Source organism: Rhodoferax sp. GW821-FHT10B06, assembly GCF_059415605.1.
The window spans coordinates 27,089-46,738 of the sequence record NZ_JBWKNO010000005.1; the positions used below are offsets into that span (position 1 = coordinate 27,089).

Sequence of the window (19,650 nt, forward strand, 5' to 3'; positions counted from 1 at the left end):
CGCCATGGTGCCAGAGACGGCGCTTGGTGTTTTCGCAGCCGCGTATCGGATTGTGTCGATTTATGTCAAAACCACAGGTTCTCAGGCGGCCGGGGGGCCCACCTGGTCGCGGTGGCAGACGCGGTTGCGGCCCAGGTTCTTGGCGGCGTAGAGCGCTTCGTCGGCCTGTATCCGCAACAGGTTGGCGTCGCCGCGCTGGCCGGTTTCGCAGGTGGCGATGCCGATGCTGAATGTCAGGTAGCGGTCGGTGGGCGAGCTGTCGTGCGGCAGGGCCATTGCCGCCAGGGCCAGCATGCATTTGTCTGCCATGGCGATGGCGCCCGCCGCATCGGTTTCGGGCAGCAGCAGGGCGAACTCTTCGCCGCCTATGCGGGCCGGCAGGTCTTGCTGGCGGCAGAGGTCTTTCAGCAGCGTGCCGACTTTTTGCAGGGCCACATCGCCCATGGGGTGGCCATACAGGTCGTTGTAGCGTTTGAAGTGGTCCACGTCCAGCACCAGCAAGGACAAGGGGGCGGGCCGGCGCGCCAGGCGCACGATCTCGTAGGCCAGGCGCTCGTCGAACTGGCGGCGGTTGGCGATGCCGGTGAGCGCATCGGTACTGGACAGTGTCTCCAGCGCATCCACCTGGCTGTGCAGCACCTGCAGCAGGGCGTTCACCCCCTGGGTCAGGGCGCCGATTTCATCGGGCCGCTTGGCGGTGAGTATGCTGTCCCAGCGCCGTGAGGAGGTCATCATGGCCAGATCGGCCTGCAGCTGGCGGATGGGGCGCACCAGCCAGTGGTGTATGGCCAGCAGCAACACCAGGCCGGTGACCAGGGCCAGCGCGGCGAGCTGCCAGGCCACCTCTTGCAGGATGCGCTGGGCCTGCAGGGCCAGATTGCGCGCCAGGTTCATGTGCACGGTGGAAAGGGGCCTGTCTTCCAGGTCGCGCAGCAGGTAGTGCAAGGTGATGTTCTGGGGCTCGTAGGTGGCGTGCACCTGGCGGTTGCTGAAGTATTTGAACTTGGGCAGCTCCCAGGCCAGCTCGACCGCGCTGGGGCTGTTGGGCTCCTCGGCGTGCGGTTCTATGGAAAAGGCGGCGCCGGCGTTTTGCGCGATGACGGCCATGGCGCCGTCGTCCAGCTCCTGCACCATCACCACCAGGCCGGCGGCAGCGCCCTGGCCGTCGCTGTGCACGATGGGCGTCCAGCACACGGCGGACAGGATCTTGCCGGCCTGCGTCAGCCCGCATTCGGTGGGCCTGGACTGCCAGAGATGGGCGGCCCAGCGGCGCTGCAGGGGGGCCAACACCTGCTCTGCATGCACCAGGCTGCCGTCACTCTGGGGGCGCCTGCCCATACCAACCAGCTGGCCCTGCTGGTCTACCAGCAGCACGGCGTTCAGATGCGAGGTCAGCATGGCGGCATCGCTGAGGTTGCTGTCTTCAAAGGCTTTGCTGCGCTGCTGCATGTGGCTGTACAGCTCGTCCCAGAAAGCCCAGTCGTGGTTGAGGATGCTGAGGGCTGCGAGCTGCTCGTCAAAGCCGCTGGCCACGCGCTTGACGCTGTCCTGGGCAAAGTGTTTTTCGATGGCGTCGAAGGCGGGCAGCAGCTTGCTTTGCATCAGCATCAGGCCCAGCCCGCCCATCAGCCCGAATACCAGCACAAACAGGGCGACGATGCGCGGACCTATACCAAGCCCGCTCTGGGCCAGCCGAGCAAGCGGACCTTGTCTCAATGGGCCCATGGCGCAAACGCGAAGGTATGCATAGCGGCACAGCTTAGCGCTGTATCGGGGGCATAGCAATGCGGACAAAAATCTGGCGGGAGGGGCCGCCGGACTCAGGGCTCAGAGGTCTTAAACGGTGCTTGGCCAAACACCGCATGCCACAGCGCCAGCACCGCGTAGAAGCGCTGGTGCGGATCGCTTGGGCCGAGCACGCAGCGTGCGCGCGTCATCCGGTATGGATGCTATGAAAAACGGAGCTATCTGCGCAGAAGCTGCGGGCGTTGCAGCCAGTTTTTGTGCAAGGTCCGCCTCGTGCAGCGCCACCATGGCTTTCAGGTACAGGTCGCACTGCGTCAGCTGCGGTTGAGTCGGTTATTCACCTCGGCGGCACGGGTGCTCAGGGCTGACAGGCGGGCCGTATTCCGCCCTTTGGGTTGGGCTGCAATTGGGTGTGTAGCGTGCACCATCCAATGTGTGAACGGTCTGACGGTGACAAAACTCAATAAACGTGCGGAGCTTCGGGTGAGACCAAGCGGTCAGCTGCCGTTTCCAGGATCAGTCCAGTGTCAGGACCACTTTCACGCTGGCGTCGGCATCGGCCTTGTCGATGTAGCCCACCAGCTTGGGGTCGGCGGCGACCGCTTTCTTGACAGCGGCGGCGTCGGACACTTCCTTGGGTGGCATGCCCCTGCCACTGAAGACTATGCGCGACCATGCGGCCTTTACCTGTGCGGCGTCGCGCTCGGTGGCCTTCTTGTAGAAGTGATCGCGGGTGGCATTGCCTTCGGGCAGATCGAGCGGATGCAGCTCGGCCGAACGGCCCAGGTAGATGTTGGCGATCTGCTCCTTGCTGAGCGGGCTGGCGCTGGGCGCCATGACGACTGCCACTTGGGCATGGGTCGAGCTGCAAAACAGGCTAGCCAATGCGAGGATCAGCGCAAGTTCAACGGATGATGGTTTCATGGTGTTCTCTCGGCGGTGGCGTCAGAACACGAAGTCGATAGCGACACTGACGAGGTTCAGCTTGCCGCCGGGCTGGTAGCTGGATGATCTGTTGACCAGTTGGCCAAATGAATTCGATCCAAGGTCGATGTGGTCGTACTGCAGCTTGGCGGCGGCGTTTTTCATGAAGTCCCAACGCAGGCCCAAAGTGATGCTCTTTTGTGTCGGGGCCGGGACGCTGTTCGCCAGGCCGATCACGCCGCCGTTGAGTGCGGTGGCGCCGGCAGCCAGCTGAGGCGGCAGTCCTGCGGTGGATATCCCGGATTCATTGAGCTGGGGCGTTCGGGTTGCCGCGAGCGTGGCATAGGGTGTCCACGCGCCGACCCGATAGCCCGCGGTGACGTAGCCGGAGTTGGAGTTGCCGAATGCGTCACCGGCAATGAGGCGCACGTACTCGCCCGCGAAAAACCAGCGACCAGTGTCGTGCGAAACGCCAATGGCCAAGGTCTGCCGGGACAAGTCCTTGAGGCGGTACTTCTGCGCCAATGCATAGGCCTGCGCACCCGCTGCCTGGATGCTCGGGACGGGGATGGCCGAGGCCGAGGCGCCGAAGCCGTTCAGCCCATCCTGCAGCTGTTGCACCGACGACGAATCGATGTCTGCCTTGACCAAGACATAGCTGACACGCACGCTCGTCGCGCCCATCTCGAGCGTGTTGTTGATGCCCCAGCTCGATTTGGCCCTGGCAGTGACGTCGAGGGGTAACTTGGCCGTGCTGCTGCCGTAGAACGCGGACAGGCTGTTCACCGCGTCGCCAAAGTGCGACACATGGGTTGCGTCCACGCCGTCGTTGCTGGTGAGCGTGTTGATGAGGTAGACCTCTTCCGGCGGGCGCACCGAGGGGTTTGCGTAACCCACGAGGCGTGTTTCCGACACCATGAAGCTTGGCATCGCGATGCGGCCCACACGCACACGCAGCGCGGGCGAGAACTGGTACTGGACATTGGCCCACTCGACCTGCGGTGTCCAGCTGTTGTCGTACTGGTGCTGGGCCACGACCTGCACCACGGACGACAATTCGGACGTGAGCCTGGCCGTGACCTGGCCGCCCAATCTGCTGTCCGGGCCGAAGCTGGTGGCCTGGGTGCGGCCCGCGCCACTGGGCTGCTGGTTGCTGCCTACGAAATCGGCCTCACGCTCACTTGAATGCACGGCTGCGAGCGTGCCGAAGCCGCTGAACGACCAGATCGAGGGGTCGCCTTCGGCGGCCTGGGCCGCCCCGGCCAATGCCAGCGACAGCGCGGCCACAAGCGGCCGCAACCGAATATTCGTCATATGGTCTTCCCAAGAACCCTGGTATACCCCCCGGTATCGGTATGGGGTAAATAATTTCAGGTGCTTTGTACTTCGCCTGAGGATACACGCGCTTCCGCCTCAAGGATGCCGCATAGACCTTTCGGTCGCCGCCGGGTTATCCTGACGCGACATCATCGCTGGGGCCGAGGCCCAATAGGTCTGGGAGGTATTTGGAGACTGCAATGAAACTAAAGATACGCAGCGTTGCGCAGGCGCTTGTCTGGCTCCGCGCCGCCGGTGCTACGGCCAGGTTGCGGCGTTACCTGGCGCGGGTTACCGAGCCGGCCATGCTGTTTCCGGCGATCACGATTTTGGTTCTGGGCGTTGTCTGGGGCACGACCCTGAATCTGGTCAAGGTCGAGCGTGCGGCCGCCGAACATGCCGCGGCCGTATCGAGCGACGAACTGGCTGAAACCTACGAAGCGCAGGTGGTGCGCGCATTGCGCGAAATCGACCTTACGCTGAAGTTCGTCAAGTATGCGTATGAACTCAGGGGCAGACAGGCCGTATTGCAAGAGCTGAAGGACAAGTCGTTGTTGCCGCCCGCACTGTTGTTTGTCGTCAGCATTGCGGACAGCACGGGCAATGTTGTGGCGAGCACCAAGCCGTCCACGGCGGTCAATATCGCCGATCAGGACTACTTTCAGATCCCGCGCCAGGTCGATACCCTCTCGATCGGTCAGCCGCCGCACGGCCCAAGCGTCGGCGAAGGCAAACTGCATTTCAGCCGCCGGCTCGACACAGCGGACGGACGGTTCGCCGGCATCGTGACGATTGCCGTGGACGCAGCCTACTTCGTCAGCGGCTACGAGACGTCCAAGCTGGGCGAGCATGGCGTGCTCGGCATTCTGGGAATCGACGGCGTGTTCCGTGCCCGGCGTACCGGAGAAGCAGTCTCTGCCGGCGACACGCGCGGCTATACCGCTGTGCTGCCGGCCGCGAATCAGGCAAGCCGCGAAGCGGAACTGTCCACCAACGCCTGGGATGGCGTGCTGCGCTACACCAGCGTGCGCCAGCTCTACGAGTTTCCGCTCGCCGTGATCGTCGGGCTATCGGTGGACGAACAGCTTATCGCCACGCGCCAGAGCCTGCACACCTACCTGTGGCGGGCTGCCGCCGCCAGCTTCATACTGATCCTGATCGCCGCCGTGTTAAGCCGCATGGGCCGCCAATTGGCGGCCAGCCGCTTGCGTGTCGTCGAAGAGCAGCTGGCCCACGCCGCGCGCGTCGAGCACCTTGCGTACCACGACAGCCTCACGGCGCTGCCGAATCGAAGCCTGTTCAGCAAGCTATTGGGCCAGAGCATCAACCAGGCGCATCGCTACAACAAGCGGCTGGCGGTGATGTTTCTCGATCTGGACCGCTTCAAACAGATCAACGACACCCTGGGGCACGAGGCCGGTGATCAGCTGCTGCAGGAGGTTGCGGCCAGGCTCAAGGCTTGCCTGCGCGACAGCGACACGGTCGCCCGGCTGGGCGGCGACGAGTTCGTCGTGCTGCTGCCGGAATTGGCGGAGGAAGCGTACGTCGCTACCGTGGCGCAGAAGATTCTTTCCGCCGTGGCGCGACCGTTCGTGCTGCTCGGCCAGGAGTTTCGCATCACCGCCAGCATCGGCATCAGCGCCTACCCGCAAGACGGCCTGGACGAGCAAACCCTGACGAAGAATGCCGACATCGCGATGTACCAGGCCAAGGAAGAAGGCAAGAACAATTTCCAGTTTTATTCCGAGGCACTGAACGTCAACTCGCTCGAACGGCTCACGCTGGAGTCAAGCTTGCGACACGCCCTGGAACGCAGCGAGTTCGAGCTGCATTACCAGGCCAAGCGCGACATCCGCAGTGGCCGCATCACCGGCATGGAAGCTTTGTTGCGCTGGCAGCATCCCGACCTGGGCGTCATCGCGCCGATGCAGTTTATTCCGGTCGCGGAAGAAACTGGTCTGATCGTCCCTATCGGGAAATGGGTGCTCAAAACCGCCTGCCTGCAAAACATGGCTTGGCAGACGCAGGGCCTGCCGCAGCTGAGTATGGCCATTAACCTGACGGCACGGCAGTTCTTTGACGACGGTCTGCTGCCCGACCTGGCGACGGTGCTCGCGGCTACCGGCATGGACGCACATCTGCTGGAGCTGGAAATCGCCGAGAGCCTTCTGATGCGCGATGTCGAAAGAAGCCTCGGCATCCTAGCCGGACTCAAGGGCATGGGCATACGGATCGCCATCGACGACTTCGGCGTCGGTTACTCGTCGCTCGCGACGCTCCAGCAATTCCCGCTCGACACCATCAAGATCGATCGCTCCTTCATCCGCGACGTTGCCAGCCTCGACGAGGACAAGGCGCTGACCGAGGCGATCATCGCGATGGGCCGCACGCTGAGCCTGACCGTCGTGGCCCAGGGCGTGGAAACGAAGGCGCAGGCCGACTTCTTGCGCCTGAACGCCTGTGACGAATTCCAGGGCTTTTATTTCGATGTGCCCATGCCGGCGGATCAGACATCGATGTTGCTGCAAACACAGAAGGATGTTGCAAGCGGTGAGGCCAGGTAGGCAGTCTGACCAGGCTCTTCGGCGTCTTACTGTAACTGCCGATGCCTTGAATCGAACCTAACCAAAAACGGTCGACCACAGCGCCAGCACTGCGTCCCGCTCGGCCTGCAACGGCTCGGGGGCGACCTGGGTGGGGGTTTCATTCAGGCGTGCGTGGTGCTGTACCTTGCGCAGCACGCGGTAGGCATTGGCGGCCGCCACGCCTACGCCCGGGGGCAGCAGGCCCACGGTTTCGGCGCGCTGCAGCAGGGCGATATTGCCCACGTTGTCTTGCAGTGCCGGGTGTTGGGCCGCGTGGGCCAGCACCAGGTACTGCACGGCGAATTCGGCGTCCACCATGGCGCCGGGGCTGTGCTTCACGTCGAAGTTTCCGCCGCGCACCGGGTGGGCGCCACGTACCTTGTTGCGCATGGCCACGATCTCGGCCTGCAGCGCAGGCAGGTCGCGCGGCGCGGTGATGACGGCCTGGCGCACGGCGTCGAAGCGCTGGCGCATATCGGCCGGGCCGAGCACGCAGCGCGCGCGCGTCATGGCCTGGTGCTCCCAGGTCCAGGCGGTGTTGCTGCCACGGCCTTGCTGGTAGCTGGCGTAGGCGTTCAAGGTGGTGACCAGCAGGCCGGAGTTGCCGTTGGGGCGCAGCGCGGTGTCGATCTCGAACAGGTCGCCCTCGGCGGTCTTTACGCTCAGCCAGTTGATCAGCTTGCGCACCAGGTTGGCATAGGCCTCGGGGGCGCGGTCGTCTTCGTCCTCGTAGACAAAAACAATGTCCAGGTCGCTGCCGTAGCCCAGTTCCTTGCCGCCCAGCTTGCCGTAGCCGATGACGGCAAAGCGCGGTTCGTCCAGGTGGCGGTTTTTCAGGCGCTGCCAGCACCAGCGGGCGGTGACGCGCAGCACCACATCGGCCAGCGCGCTCAGGTCGTCGGCCACCTGTTCCACGCTGGTGCGGCCTTCCACGTCGCGCGCCAGAGTGCGGAACAGCTCGGCATGGTGGGCGCGGCGCAGCAGGTTGAGCAGGGTTTCGTCGTCGTCTTCCTGGGTGGACTGCAGGGCGGCGCGGCGGGCTTCGAGTTCGGCCTCGAATTCGGCGGGCACAAAGCGCTCGGACAGCATGGTGTCCGCGGCCAGTTCGTCGATCACGCCCGGGTGTTGTTGCAGGTAGCGGGCCGGCCAGCGGGCCGCGCCCAGTAGGCGCAGCAGGCGCTGGTGGATGGCCGGGCGCTCCAGCAGCAGGGCCAGGTAGCTTTCACGGCGCAGCAGGGATTCGATCCAGTCCATCCAGCGCAACGCGCCTTCTTCGCTGGCCGTGCCGTCGCGCAGCCAGCCGGCGGTGCGCTGCACCAGGCGCGACAGGCGGGCGCGGGGAGCGTCACGCAGCGCCTGGATGCGGCTGTTTTCGGCCCATTGCAGCAGGCGCGCGCGCAGAGGTTCTTGCAACTGTTCAGCCAGGGTGGCCAGGTCCGGGACATTGCCCAGGTCGTTACTGCCCATGCTCTTGGCGCCTTTGCAGCTGCCGCCCTTGCATTCTTTATTGCCCGCGCCGCCCAGCAGGGTGTCGAACTCTTGCGCCACGCGTTCACGGTGGCTGTCCAGCTCGCACAGGAAGGCGCAGCAGTCGGGGTAGCCCATGGTGTGGGCGATCCAGGCCAGGTCTTCGTCGGCGGTGGGCAGCACATGGGTTTGCTGGTCGTCCAGGTACTGGATGCGGTGCTCCACCCGGCGTAAGAAGGAATAGGCCTGGGCCAGTGCGTCGGCCGTGGCCTGGGGCATCAGGCCGGCGCGGGCCAGGCGCTGCAGCGCGTCCAGCGTGGGGCGGGTGCGCAGCTCGGGGAACTGGCCGCCGCGCACCACCTGCAGCAGCTGCACGGTGAATTCGATCTCGCGTATGCCGCCACGCGACAGCTTCACGTCGTTCGCGCGTTCGGGCCTGCCGGCGCTACGTCGTGCCGAGTGTTCGCGGATCTGCTGGTGCAGGTTGCGCAGGGCGTCGAACACGCTGTAGTCCAGGTAGCGGCGGAACACAAAGGGCAGCACCACGCCGCGCAGCGCGCAGGCGTCCTGGATGCATGCGCGCGGCGCCACCACCCGGCTTTTCAGCCAGGCAAAGCGCTCCCATTCGCGCCCTTGCTGCTGCAGATAGTCTTCCAGCGCGTCCAGCGACAAGGCCACCGGGCCGGAGTTGCCATGCGGACGCAGCGCCAGGTCCACGCGGAACACAAAGCCGTGCTCGGTGGTGTCACCCACCAGGGCGTAAATGGTCTTGACCGCTTTGCCGAAGTACTCATGGTTGGAGATGCGGCCCCGGCCCTCGGGTGTGCCGGCGGTTTCGCCCTCGGTGTTGTAGATGTAGATCAGGTCGATGTCGCTGGACACATTCAGCTCGCGCGCCCCCAGCTTGCCCATGCCGATGACCCACAGCTGGGCGCGCTGGCCGTCCGGGCCCAGGGGCATGCCGTGCTGGGCGTCCAGGGTCTGCTGTGCGTAGGTGCAGGCGGCGTCCAGGGCGATTTCGGCCAGCACGGTGACCGCGTGTGTCACCACGGCCAGCGGAGCCTGTTCGTCACAGTCCAGGCTGACCAGGCGCTCCATCACCAGCTGGCGCAGGCTGCGCAGGGCGGCGCCGAGTTCCAGGCCCTGGGCCAACAGGGCAGCCAGGGTGGACTGCATGGTTTCAAACACCGGCGGCCCAGGCGGCAGCAGATCCAGCTGGTCGGCATAGCGGCGGCGCAGGCGCTGCACAAAGCGCGAATGCTCCGACAGAGGGGAGGTGGGGGGCTGGCTTATTAACAAAACTTCACCGTTTCGCTGAGGCTGCGCCACAGGGGGGCGAAGCATGGGAGTGATAATTCTTGTTGCATCCATGTGTCCAATGACTGAATCTAAGCCCCAACCTACGCGTCTGCTGCGACTGGCTGCCAAGGCAGCGCCCTGGGGCCTGGGCCTGGTAGCGGCGGCGTGGTTGGTGTTGGCCATCGCTTGGGGGGCCTTGCACGGCTGGATTGTGCCGCGAATCGGCGAGTTTCGCCCGCAGCTGGAAGCGCAGGCCAGCCTGGCTGTGGGGTTGCCAGTGCGCATAGGCTCGATTTCTGCACATTCCACGGGCTGGATACCGTCGGTGGAGCTGCACGACGTGGCCATACTGGACCCGCAGGGCCGTGAAGCCTTGCGCTTGCCGCGCGTGTTGGCTGCCTTGTCGCCCGCCTCGCTGCTGAAGCTGGGGTTTGAACAACTGGTGATAGACCAGCCCGAACTGGATGTGCGCCGCAGCGCCGATGGTCGCCTGCTGGTGGCCGGGCTGGATGTGTCGCGCGGCGACAGCCAGGACACCCGGGCGCTGGACTGGTTGTTTTCCCAGACCGAGCTGGTGGTGCGCGGTGGCACTGTGCGCTGGACCGACGAGCAGCGCGGCGCCCCACCGCTGGCTTTGAGCGCGGTGGACTTTGTGATGCGCAACAAGGGCCTGCGCCACAGCCTGCGCCTGGACGCGTCGCCGCCGGCCGAATGGGGTGAGCGCTTCAGCGCCATGGCCCAATTCCGTCAGCCGCTGTTGAGTGTGCACCGGGGCCGTTGGAAGGAATGGGATGGCCCGGTGTACGCCAGCCTGCCCCGGGTGGATGTGTCGCAGCTGCGGCAATACACCGACCTGGGCCTGGACGTGGCTCAGGGTGTGGGGGCTTTGCGGCTATGGGCCGAGTTGCAGCACGGCAAGCTGCAGGCCGTCACGGCCGACGTGGCCCTGGCCAATGTGCGCGTTCAACTGGGGGCCGATCTGCAGCCCCTGGCCTTGCAGCAGCTGCAGGGCCGCCTGGCCGGGCGCCCCCTGGCTGGCGGCGTCGAGTTCAGCACCGAGGGTCTGCAGTTCACTACCGACGCGGGCGTGCAGTGGTCCGGCGGCAACGTGTTTGCCCGGGTGCAAAAAAATCAGGGCCAGCTGCGCGCCGACCGCCTGGACCTGGCGACCCTGGCGCAGATTGCCGAGCGCCTGCCGCTGGGCCCGGATGTCCATACGGCGCTGGATACCTATGCCCCCAAAGGCCTGGTTGAGCGCATCGAGGCCAGCTGGCAGGGCGATGTGGCGGCGCCCACGCAGTTCCAGGCCAAGGGCCGCGCGACGAACTTGGACGTGGGTGGTGCTGCGGTGCTGGGCGTGCGTGGCGCCACTCTGGACTTTGACGTGAACCAGGCCGCAGGCAAGGCCAGTCTGCAGATCGCCCAGGGCGCACTGGAGCTACCCGGCGTGTTTGAAGAACCCGTGCTGCCGGTGGACCAGTTGTCGGCCGGCCTGGCCTGGAAGATCGATGGCAAGGCGTTGTCTGTGCAGGTGAGCGATATGCGTTTTGCCAACCCCGACCTGGAAGGCACGCTGCAGGCCAGCTGGCACACCAGCGACCCGGCGCGCTCCGGCAGCCGTTCGCGCTTCCCCGGCGTGCTGGACCTGCAAGGCCAGCTGAGCCGGGCCGAGGGTGCACGCGTGCACCGCTACCTGCCGCTGTCACTGCCCGAGACGCGCCACTACCTGCGCGAAGCCCTGGTGGCGGGCAGTTCGGACCGGGTGAAGTTCCGCGTCAAGGGAGATCTGCACGACTTCCCCTTTCTGAAGCCACAGCAGGGCGAGTTCCGTGTGGTGGCCGAGGTAAAGAACGCCACTTACGCCTACTCGCCGCCCAGCCTGCACCCCGCGGGCAGCCTGCCCTGGCCGGCGCTGGAACAGTTGTCGGGCGAGCTGGTGCTGGACCGCAGCTCTCTGCAGGTTAACCGTGCCACCGCCGTGCTGGCCGGTGCACCGAACCTGCGCATCAGCCAGGCCGAGGTGCAGATTGCCGACGTGGAGCATGCCGTGGTGGTGTTCAAGGGCCAGGGGCGCGGCCCCCTACCCGATATGCTGGGCGCCATGGCGCGTTCCCCGCTGGCGGCGCTGACCGAGCATGCGCTGGACCGCGCCAGCGGCACCGGCATGGCCGATATCCGCCTGCAGCTGCAGCTGCCGATAGACAAGATCGAGCAGAGCAAGATCCAGGGCAGCCTGGTGCTGAATGGCAACGACTTGCTGGTGGTGCCAGGCACCGTGGGCCTGGAGAAGGTGCGTGGCGTGGTGAACTTCACCGAGTCGGGCTTTACCGTGGCGGGCGGCCAGGCACGTTTGCTCGGGGGCGAGGTGCGTATTGACGGCGGCACGCGGGCGCCGGTGGCGACTAACAACCCGACTGCCGCTGTGGCCTCGCGCGACGTGGGCCTGCAATTCCGCGTGCAGGGCGTGGCCACGGCCGACGGCCTGCGCCAGGCCCCGGGGCTGGGTAGCTTGTCGCGCTTGACTGCTCGCATCAGCGGCAGCGCAGCCTATTCCGCGGTGCTGGGCTTGCGCCAGCAGGTGCTGGAAGTGGCCGTCAACAGCACGCTGCAAGGCATGGCCCTGGACCTGCCTGCGCCCTATAAAAAGTCGGCCGAGGTTGCCATGCCCTTACGGTTTGAGAACGCCCTGCTGCCCAGCCCGGCTGGCACGCTGCGCGACCGCCTGTCGCTGGACCTGGCCGGTATCGGCAGTGTGGCCTATGTGCGTGATGTGAGCGGACCCGAGCCCCGCGTGCTGCGCGGCAGCATGGCCGTGGGCCTGCCAGCGGGCGAGACGGTGGCCATGCCGGAAGAAGGCGTGGCCGCGAACATCCGCGTGGACAGCATCAACACCGATGCCTGGGACCGTATTTTGGCTTCCACCCCTGGCGCCACCGGCCTGGCTGCGGTGGACCCGAACGCGATCGCCTACCTGCCCACCGTCTTGAACTTGCGCGCCAATACGCTCACCGCCCATGGCCGCACCCTGCACCGCCTGGTGCTGGATAGCACCCGCCAGGGCACGACCTGGCATGGGAATGTGGATGCCGAGGAGCTCAATGGCTATGTGGAATTTCGCCAGCCTGGCGGCGGTAGCCCCGGCCGCGTCTACGCCCGCCTGGCCCGCCTGACCCTGACGCCCAGCGCCAGCACCGAGGTCAACACCCTGTTCGACGAGCCCACCGAGAGCGTGCCGGCGCTGGACATCGTGGTGGATGAGCTGGAGCTCAAGGGCAAGAAGCTGGGCCGGGTGGAGGTGGATGCGGTCAACCGCGGCATGCGCGACTGGCGGCTGAACAAGCTCATCATCACCACCCCGGAGGCCCAGCTTAGCGCCACCGGCAACTGGACGGCGCTGGCCAGCGCGGCCCTGCCCGCGGCGCCGGGCCTGGCATCCGGCTATATGCCGCACCGCTCGGTAATGAACTTCAAGCTGGACATCAATGATGCCGGTGCCCTGCTCACCCGCCTGGGCATGGCCGGTGTGATCCGGCGTGGCAAGGGGCAGATGGAGGGCCAGGTGGCCTGGGTAGGCTCGCCCCTGTCGCTGGACTACCCCTCGTTGGGTGGGCAGTTCAATCTGGAGGTGGAAAACGGCCAGTTCCTCAAGGCCGACCCCGGCCTGGCCAAGCTGCTGGGCGTGCTGAACCTGCAGGCCCTGCCGCGCCGGTTGACGCTGGACTTCCGCGATGTGTTCAGCGAAGGCTTTGCGTTCGACTTCATCCGTGGCGATGTGCGCATAGACCAGGGCACGGCCAGCACCAACAACCTGCAGATGAAGGGCGTGAACGCCGCCGTGCTGATGGAAGGCAGCGCCAGCATCCCGAACGAAACGCAGAACCTGAAGGTGGTGGTGGTGCCCGAGATCAACGCCGGCACGGCTTCGCTGGTGGCCACCGTCATCAACCCGGCCATCGGCATAGGGTCCTTCCTGGCCCAGTGGTTCCTGCGCCGCCCCCTGACCGAGGCCGCCACGCAGGAGTTCCATATCGACGGCACCTGGGCCGACCCGAAAATCACCAAGGTGCCGCATAAGGTCTCGGAAAGCAAAGCCGATCTGCCACCCAAGCCAGGAACCACGCCATGAAAGTTGCCGCCATCCAGATGGTCTCCAGCACCAGCCTGACGGCGAACCTGGAGCGTGCCGGCCAGCTGCTGGCCGAGGCGGCCGCAGGCGGCGCGGAGCTGGCTGTGCTGCCCGAGTACTTCTGCCTGCTGGGCCGCAAGGACACCGACAAGCTGCAGATCCAGGAAGCCTATGGCAGCGGTCCCATCCAGGACTTTCTGGCCCGCAGCGCGCGCCAGCTGGGCATGTGCATCGTCGGCGGCACGCTGCCGCTGACCGTGGGCGATGGCAGTCGCGTGCGCAACAGCAGCCTGGTGTTTGACGCCAGCGGCGCCTGTGTGGCGCGCTACGACAAGATCCACCTGTTCCGCTTCGACAACGGGCAGGAGCGCTTTGACGAGTCGCGCGTGCTGGAGCCCGGCAGCGAGCCTGTGTTGTTCGAGCTGGTGGCGCGCGACGGCCAGCGCTGGCGCATCGGCTTGAGCGTGTGCTACGACCTGCGCTTTCCCGAGCTGTACCGGCGCTACGCTGCCCAGGGCGCGGATGTGCTGCTGGTGCCCAGCGCCTTCACCCACACCACCGGCCAGGCCCACTGGGAGCTGCTGCTGCGCACCCGCGCGGTGGAAAACCTGGCCTATGTGCTAGCCCCGGCCCAGGGCGGCCTGCACGAGAACGGCCGCCGCACCTGGGGCCATAGCATGCTGGTGGACCCTTGGGGAACCGTGCTGGCCCAGCATGCCGAGGGTGACGCCGTGGTGGCCGGCCTGCTGGACGCCGCGCAACGCGACAGCTACCGCCGCCAGCTGCCGGCGCTGGAGCACCGGGTTCTGTGAAAACCCTGCGCTGGCCACGCGGCCCGGCGGGACACCGCTGGTTTTTGTGGGGGCTGCTGCTGGGCTTGATGCTGCTGCTGCTGGTCACCCTGGTGTGGCTGGCCGGGCGCTTTGAAGCCAGCCAGGTGCAGGAAAAGCTGGAGCGCGACGCCGCCGATGTGGTCAACGACATCCGCAGCGGCCTCACGCGCAATGTGCAAAGCCTGCAGGCCCTGCATGCGCGCGACCCCTCACCGAGTATCTGGACCGACAACGCCACCCAGTTCATGGGCGAGCACCGCGAGCTGCTGCGCGTGGAGTGGCGCACCCCGGCGATGGACACCCTGGCCGCGGTGGATTCGCCGTTTCGTCCGCCCGCGTTCGACATGCTGGGCCGTGGCTATGCCCAGGCCGATGTAGCCCTGGGCTGCGCCACGGCCCGCCGCTTCAATGGCGCGGCCTATTCCACGAATTACTTTTTGCCGCAAAAGGACGGCCTGGGCATGGAGGTGATGGAGGTCTGCCTGCCCTTGGCCTCGGGCGGTGGTATCACCGGTTATGTGGTGGCGACCTATTCGCTGCCGGAGATTCTGGCCGGCCTGGTGGGCCGGCAGCTGACGCGCAGCCAGGAGGTGTCGTTTGCCGAGGCTGACGGCGCGCGCCTGGCGCTGAACGGCGTGGCGCGGCGTGGCACGCCGGTGTTCACCGCCCGCCAGCTGCTGGACCTGCCGGGCAACACCCTGGTGGTGCGGCTGGACAGCTGGCGCGGCGCGCCCGGCGTGTTCCCCAACCTGATGATGGCCCTGGTGACGCTGATGTCGCTGGCGCTGATCACCGTCACCGTGCTGCTGGCGCGCGACACGCGGCTGCGCCAGCGGGCCGAGCGCGGCCTGGCCGAGGCCCTGGCGTTTCGCAAGGCCATGGAGGATTCGCTGCTCACCGGGCTGCGCGCGCGCGACCTGCAGGGCCGCATCACCTACGTCAACCCGGCGTTTTGCCAGATGGTGGGCTTCAGCGTGGAAGAGCTGGCCAACCATGCCATGCCCGCGCCTTACTGGCCGCCCGACCTGGCCGAGGAATACCAGCAGCGCCAGGAAGTGCGCCTGGCCGGCAACGCGCCGCCGCGCGAGGGCTTCAGCTCGGTCTTCATGCGCAAGGACGGCACCCGCTTCCCGGTGCTGATCATCGAGGCCGCCCTGATCGACGCCCAGGGCACGCAAACCGGCTGGATGAGCGCGGTGGTGGACCTGACCGAGCAGCGCCGGATCGAAGAGCTGTCGCGCACCAGCCAGGACCGGCTGCAGGCCACGGCCCGCCTGGCCACCGTGGGCGAGATGGCCTCCCTGCTCAGCCACGAGCTGAACCAGCCGCTGGCCGCCATCTCCAGCTACGCCACCGGCTCGTTGAATTTGCTGCAGGCCGACGCGCTGGACGGCGCCGATCTGGCCATGGCCATGCGCCGCATTGCCGAGCAGGCCGAGCGCGCCGGCAAGGTGATACGCAGCGTGCACGACTTCGTGCGCCGCCGTGCCGAGTCGCGCGAGGCCGTGGCACCGCAGACCTTGCTGGACGCCATCATGCCCCTGGTCGAGCTGCAGGCCCGCAAGCTGGGCGTGCAGGTGCAGACCGAGCTGCCGGCCCATCTGCCGGCCGTGCTGTGCGACCGCACCATGGTCGAGCAGGTGCTGCTGAATCTGGCCCGCAACGCCATGCAGGCCATGGACCAGCCGAACATTACCCAGCGCCTGCTGGTGCTGCGCGTCAGCCTGGCCGGGGCCAGTTTGCGCGCCTCTCAGCCCAGCGGCTGGCTGGAGTTCGCCGTGCTGGACCAGGGCGACGGCATACCCGAAGACGTGGCCCAGCGCCTGTTCACACCCTTCTTCACCACCAAGCTGGAAGGCATGGGCCTGGGCCTGAGCCTGTGCCGCACGGTGGTCGAGCAGCATGGGGGATTTTTGGGATTCGAGGCCAACTATCCGCGTGGTACCGTGTTCCGATTCACCCTGCCCACGGTGAAGTAAAGCGAGTCCCCATGCAACCCATACAAGACGCCACCGTATTCATCGTGGACGACGACGCCAGCGTGCGCGACGCGCTGTCCTGGCTGCTGCGCTCGCGCCGCCTGTTCAGCGAGAGTTTTCCCAGCGCCGAAGTGTTCGACGCCATGCTGGGCCCCGACTTCACGCCGCGCCAGGCCTGCTGCGTGCTGCTGGACGTGCGCATGCCCGGCATGAGCGGCCTAGCCTTGTTCGACAAGCTGGTGGTGCGCGGACTGCATAACGCCATGCCGGTGATCTTCCTGACTGGCCATGCCGATGTCCCTACGGCCGTGGATGCGGTGAAGCGTGGGGCCTTTGACTTCTGCGAAAAGCCGTTTTCCGACAACGCGCTGGTGGACCGCATCGAGCAGGCGCTGCAGCAGTCGGCCCAGCATCTGCAGCGGCTGCACAGCCGCAGCCAGCTGCAGACCCGGGTGGACGAGCTGACCGAGCGCGAGCGCGACGTGATGCGCCTGGTGGTGCAGGGCCTGCCGAACAAGCTGGTGGCCGATCAGTTGGACATCAGCGTGCGCACGGTGGAGGTGCACCGCGCCCGGGTATTCGACAAGATGGAAGTGAAGTCGGCCGTCGAATTGGCCAACTTGCTACAGAAGATGTAGCTGCTTGCGCAGATTATTCCTGCGCTGGAGGCCTTTTTTCCTCAGAGTCCTTGGGCTCGCTGGGGGGCTGGATAATCTCCCTTATTTCCCCATTGCTGCGGCCCGAGAACATGGTCCACCAGACTATCAGCACCAGTAACAAGCCCGCCCCTAGCGCTTCAAGCAATAGCAACACCATGAACCGACTCCTTCAGCAATCTGTGATGGCCGCGATTGTAGGAACCCTGGCCGCCTGCGCCACCCGCATGCCCGACTACACCCCCGAGCCCAGCCCGCCCGCCACCCCGACTGCGCCTGAAGCGCCGCCCTTCGTGGTACCGGGCGACACCGGCCCGCTGCCCGCGCCCATCGTGCAGGGCAAGAGCCGCTGGACCCCCGTGCGCTGGGCCGAGCTGCCCGGCTTCGCCCAAGACCCGCTGCATGAAGCCTGGAACGCCTGGATCAAAAGCTGTGAGCGCCCCAGCCCAGTACACGCCGCGCTGTGCAAGGACGTGCGCCGCCTCAGCATAGGCACGGGCGACGAGCAGCGCGCCTGGATGGTGGCCCGCTTCCAGCCCTACCGCGTGGAGCCCCTGCAGGGCAGCGCCGAGGGCCTGCTGACCAGCTACTACGAACCGCTGATGGACGCCACGCGCAACCCCACCAGCGCCTCTGCCGTGCCTCTGTACCGCCCGCCCGCCACCCTGGGCCAGCGCAAGCCCTGGTACACCCGGCAAGAGATGGACACCCTGCCCGAGGCCAAGGCCCAACTGGCCGGCCGTGCCATCGCCTGGCTGGCCGACCCGGTGGACGCGCTGGTGCTGCAGATCCAGGGCTCCGGCCGCCTGCGCATCACCGAGGCCGACGGCAGCCAGCGCCTGGTGCGCCTGGCCTATGCCGGCACCAACGACCAGCCCTACAAAAGCGTGGGCCGCTGGCTGCTGGACCAGGGCCTGGTGCGCGACGCCACCTGGCCCGGCATCAAGGCCTGGATCGCCCAGAACCCGCAGCGTGTCAACGAGCTGCTGTGGAGCAACCCGCGCATGGTGTTCTTCCGCGAAGAGGTGTTGTCTGAATTTGACGCGGCTTTTGGTCCGCGCGGCGCCCAGGGCGTGGCGTTGACCCCAGGCCGATCCATCGCGGTGGACCCGGCCAGCATCCCCTACGGCACCCCCGTGTGGCTGGCCTCCAGCGGCCCCAACGTGCAGCTGCAAAAGCTGGTGCTGGCCCAGGACACCGGCAGCGCCATCGTCGGCGCCGTGCGTGCCGACTACTTCGCGGGCTGGGGGCCCGAGGCGGGCGAATTGGCCGGCCGCCTGAAGCAGCCGCTGAAGCTATGGGTGCTGTGGCCTAAGTAGGTCGGTGCGTTGCAACCGCCGCGCTGCGTTCGGGGGCTCATAGTTCACACCCCTGCCGCAGGCGGAGTGTTTTGCGCCAGCCAGGTATCAAAAGCCTCCTTGGCGTTGCGGCGCAGGGCCAGTTCGTAGGTGTCTTTGTCGCTCAGGTAGAGGCAGTGGCGGATCACGGTGTAGGGGTTGAACTTGAGGCTGTCATTGCGGTCCTCGAAATACAGCTTGTACTTCTTCACCGTCCCGATCTGGTGGCGCACGATGGAGTTGAATTCGCTGCGGTTGATCTTGGGCGACCAGGACTTGATGCTCTCCACGAAGCTGTCCACCTTGGCCGGCTCAAAGCTAAAGTCTTTGAAGAAGTGGTTCACGATTTTCAGAAAGGTGAAGGCGTTGAGCTCGCTCTGCGCATGGCCGTCGCGTGCGGTGGTGCGGGTGTCGGGGGTTGCTTCCGCCACGGCCGATTCATCCGGTGCGGACTGCAGGCCGGCTTCCGTTTCATCGCGGATCTGCCGAAACTCGCGGTCAGCCAGTTCGAATAATGCCGCCAACACATTGATGCGCCGCTTGAGCGGGCTGGGGATAGACTTTTTGTACTTGATCTGGTGGTCCAGCACGCTCCAGGAGTCCTGGATGATGGTGCGCACCTGCAACTCAAACTGCCTGATATGCAGCGTGGCGTCGGGCGTCAGGCCCACATCCTCGGCCCGAAAACCCAGGTCCAGGTGCAGGCCCTTGTAGCCGAAGGAATCGTCGGTGCCCTCCACCTTGGCGATCTTGTCGGAGATTTCGATCACGCTGAAACTTGGCCGTATCTGTTCTGCAATCTTCCAGATTTCGTCCTCGTACAGGCACACGACGCGGATGCCAATCAGGTCCGTCAGATGGTCCTGGATCGCATAGGGCTGGTTGGCTTCTTCCAACGCATAACGGTATTTGTTGGTGAATTTGCGCAGGCACTCATCGCGGTCTTTGATCCGCCCCTCCACCTTGACCCCCGCGACACCGCCAGCACCGCCCAGCAACTCGGCGATACGACTTTGCAAGCTCTGGCACATGGTGTCGAGCAGGGACGCCTGGTTGGAATAGAACGCCGTGAAGAGCTGCTCTTCCTGGTCAAATTGGAGTGATGCCATGGTCAAGAAATGGGAACGTGGTGGTCACCGTCAGGTGTATTGTGGATGCGTGCCCGCATCATAGAACCCATGGCTTCGCCCCCCGTACCTGGCGCTGCATGGTGCAGGGGACGGATCGATAATTGCTCTTAAATTAATAGCTGATTGCGCAGGTATATTCTGCGCTAGCGGTCGATTGGGTTTGTAGGCGCTGCTTGACTTGTGGACGCCATAGGTATCCCTGGCCGGGATATGCGGCCAGGGATCGCATGGACGTCAGAAGCATCCACATC

The 19,650-nt window shown here is 65.8% G+C and carries 11 protein-coding genes; 6 read left to right on the plus strand and 5 right to left on the minus strand.

The window, feature by feature from the left end; all coding sequences use genetic code 11:
* Positions 1-81 precede the first annotated feature (81 nt).
* The 3 genes from AC07O2_RS09615 to AC07O2_RS09625 form a co-directional block, all read right to left on the minus strand.
* Entirely contained in the window at positions 82-1,725 is a 1,644-nt protein-coding gene (locus AC07O2_RS09615) for a GGDEF domain-containing protein (protein ID WP_495075515.1), read from the minus strand.
* A 537-nt stretch (positions 1,726-2,262) separates the two neighbouring features.
* Positions 2,263-2,670: a hypothetical protein gene (locus AC07O2_RS09620; RefSeq protein ID WP_495075516.1), complete on the minus strand. Its 408-nt coding sequence runs from the start codon at positions 2,668-2,670 to the stop codon at positions 2,263-2,265.
* A gap of 21 nt (positions 2,671-2,691) precedes the next feature.
* On the minus strand, positions 2,692-3,984 hold the full coding sequence (locus AC07O2_RS09625; RefSeq protein WP_495075517.1) for a hypothetical protein: 1,293 nt from the start codon (positions 3,982-3,984) through the stop codon (positions 2,692-2,694).
* A 203-nt stretch (positions 3,985-4,187) separates the two neighbouring features.
* On the opposite strand from AC07O2_RS09625, the gene AC07O2_RS09630 reads away from it, so the two are divergent.
* The gene (locus AC07O2_RS09630; RefSeq protein WP_495075518.1) at positions 4,188-6,551 is read left to right on the plus strand and encodes a bifunctional diguanylate cyclase/phosphodiesterase; all 2,364 of its coding nucleotides are present in this window, start codon (positions 4,188-4,190) and stop codon (positions 6,549-6,551) included.
* A gap of 57 nt (positions 6,552-6,608) precedes the next feature.
* Here AC07O2_RS09630 and glnE read toward each other — a convergent pair whose 3' ends face one another.
* Positions 6,609-9,383, minus strand: coding sequence for a bifunctional [glutamate--ammonia ligase]-adenylyl-L-tyrosine phosphorylase/[glutamate--ammonia-ligase] adenylyltransferase (glnE, locus tag AC07O2_RS09635; protein WP_495075519.1), 2,775 nt, complete (start codon positions 9,381-9,383; stop codon positions 6,609-6,611).
* A gap of 34 nt (positions 9,384-9,417) precedes the next feature.
* Between glnE and AC07O2_RS09640 the strand changes: the two genes are divergently transcribed.
* From AC07O2_RS09640 to mltA, 5 genes are all read left to right on the plus strand, one after another.
* Positions 9,418-13,464: a YhdP family protein gene (locus AC07O2_RS09640; RefSeq protein ID WP_495075520.1), complete on the plus strand. Its 4,047-nt coding sequence runs from the start codon at positions 9,418-9,420 to the stop codon at positions 13,462-13,464.
* Entirely contained in the window at positions 13,461-14,276 is an 816-nt protein-coding gene (locus tag AC07O2_RS09645; protein ID WP_495075521.1) for a carbon-nitrogen hydrolase family protein, read from the plus strand. Before AC07O2_RS09640 ends, AC07O2_RS09645 begins: the two co-directional genes overlap by 4 nt.
* Positions 14,277-14,281: 5 nt before the next feature.
* A complete protein-coding gene (locus AC07O2_RS09650; protein WP_495075819.1) occupies positions 14,282-16,276 on the plus strand; it encodes a two-component system sensor histidine kinase NtrB in 1,995 nt (664 codons plus the stop codon).
* A gap of 11 nt (positions 16,277-16,287) precedes the next feature.
* Positions 16,288-16,914: a response regulator transcription factor gene (locus AC07O2_RS09655; protein ID WP_495075522.1), complete on the plus strand. Its 627-nt coding sequence runs from the start codon at positions 16,288-16,290 to the stop codon at positions 16,912-16,914.
* A gap of 110 nt (positions 16,915-17,024) precedes the next feature.
* Entirely contained in the window at positions 17,025-18,251 is a 1,227-nt protein-coding gene (gene mltA, locus AC07O2_RS09660; protein WP_495075523.1) for a murein transglycosylase A, read from the plus strand.
* A 44-nt stretch (positions 18,252-18,295) separates the two neighbouring features.
* Here mltA and AC07O2_RS09665 read toward each other — a convergent pair whose 3' ends face one another.
* The gene (locus AC07O2_RS09665; RefSeq protein ID WP_495075524.1) at positions 18,296-19,378 is read right to left on the minus strand and encodes a GTP pyrophosphokinase; all 1,083 of its coding nucleotides are present in this window, start codon (positions 19,376-19,378) and stop codon (positions 18,296-18,298) included.
* Positions 19,379-19,650 lie beyond the last annotated feature (272 nt).

Coding starts and splice junctions, on each gene's coding strand:
- AC07O2_RS09615 (WP_495075515.1), bottom strand. CDS start 1,725: ATGGGCCCATTGAGACAAGGTCCGCTTGCTCGGCTGGCCCAGAGCGGG.
- AC07O2_RS09620 (WP_495075516.1), bottom strand. CDS start 2,670: ATGAAACCATCATCCGTTGAACTTGCGCTGATCCTCGCATTGGCTAGC.
- AC07O2_RS09625 (WP_495075517.1), bottom strand. CDS start 3,984: ATGACGAATATTCGGTTGCGGCCGCTTGTGGCCGCGCTGTCGCTGGCA.
- AC07O2_RS09630 (WP_495075518.1), top strand. CDS start 4,188: ATGAAACTAAAGATACGCAGCGTTGCGCAGGCGCTTGTCTGGCTCCGC.
- glnE (WP_495075519.1), bottom strand. CDS start 9,383: ATGCTTCGCCCCCCTGTGGCGCAGCCTCAGCGAAACGGTGAAGTTTTG.
- AC07O2_RS09640 (WP_495075520.1), top strand. CDS start 9,418: ATGACTGAATCTAAGCCCCAACCTACGCGTCTGCTGCGACTGGCTGCC.
- AC07O2_RS09645 (WP_495075521.1), top strand. CDS start 13,461: ATGAAAGTTGCCGCCATCCAGATGGTCTCCAGCACCAGCCTGACGGCG.
- AC07O2_RS09655 (WP_495075522.1), top strand. CDS start 16,288: ATGCAACCCATACAAGACGCCACCGTATTCATCGTGGACGACGACGCC.
- mltA (WP_495075523.1), top strand. CDS start 17,025: ATGGTCCACCAGACTATCAGCACCAGTAACAAGCCCGCCCCTAGCGCT.
- AC07O2_RS09665 (WP_495075524.1), bottom strand. CDS start 19,378: ATGGCATCACTCCAATTTGACCAGGAAGAGCAGCTCTTCACGGCGTTC.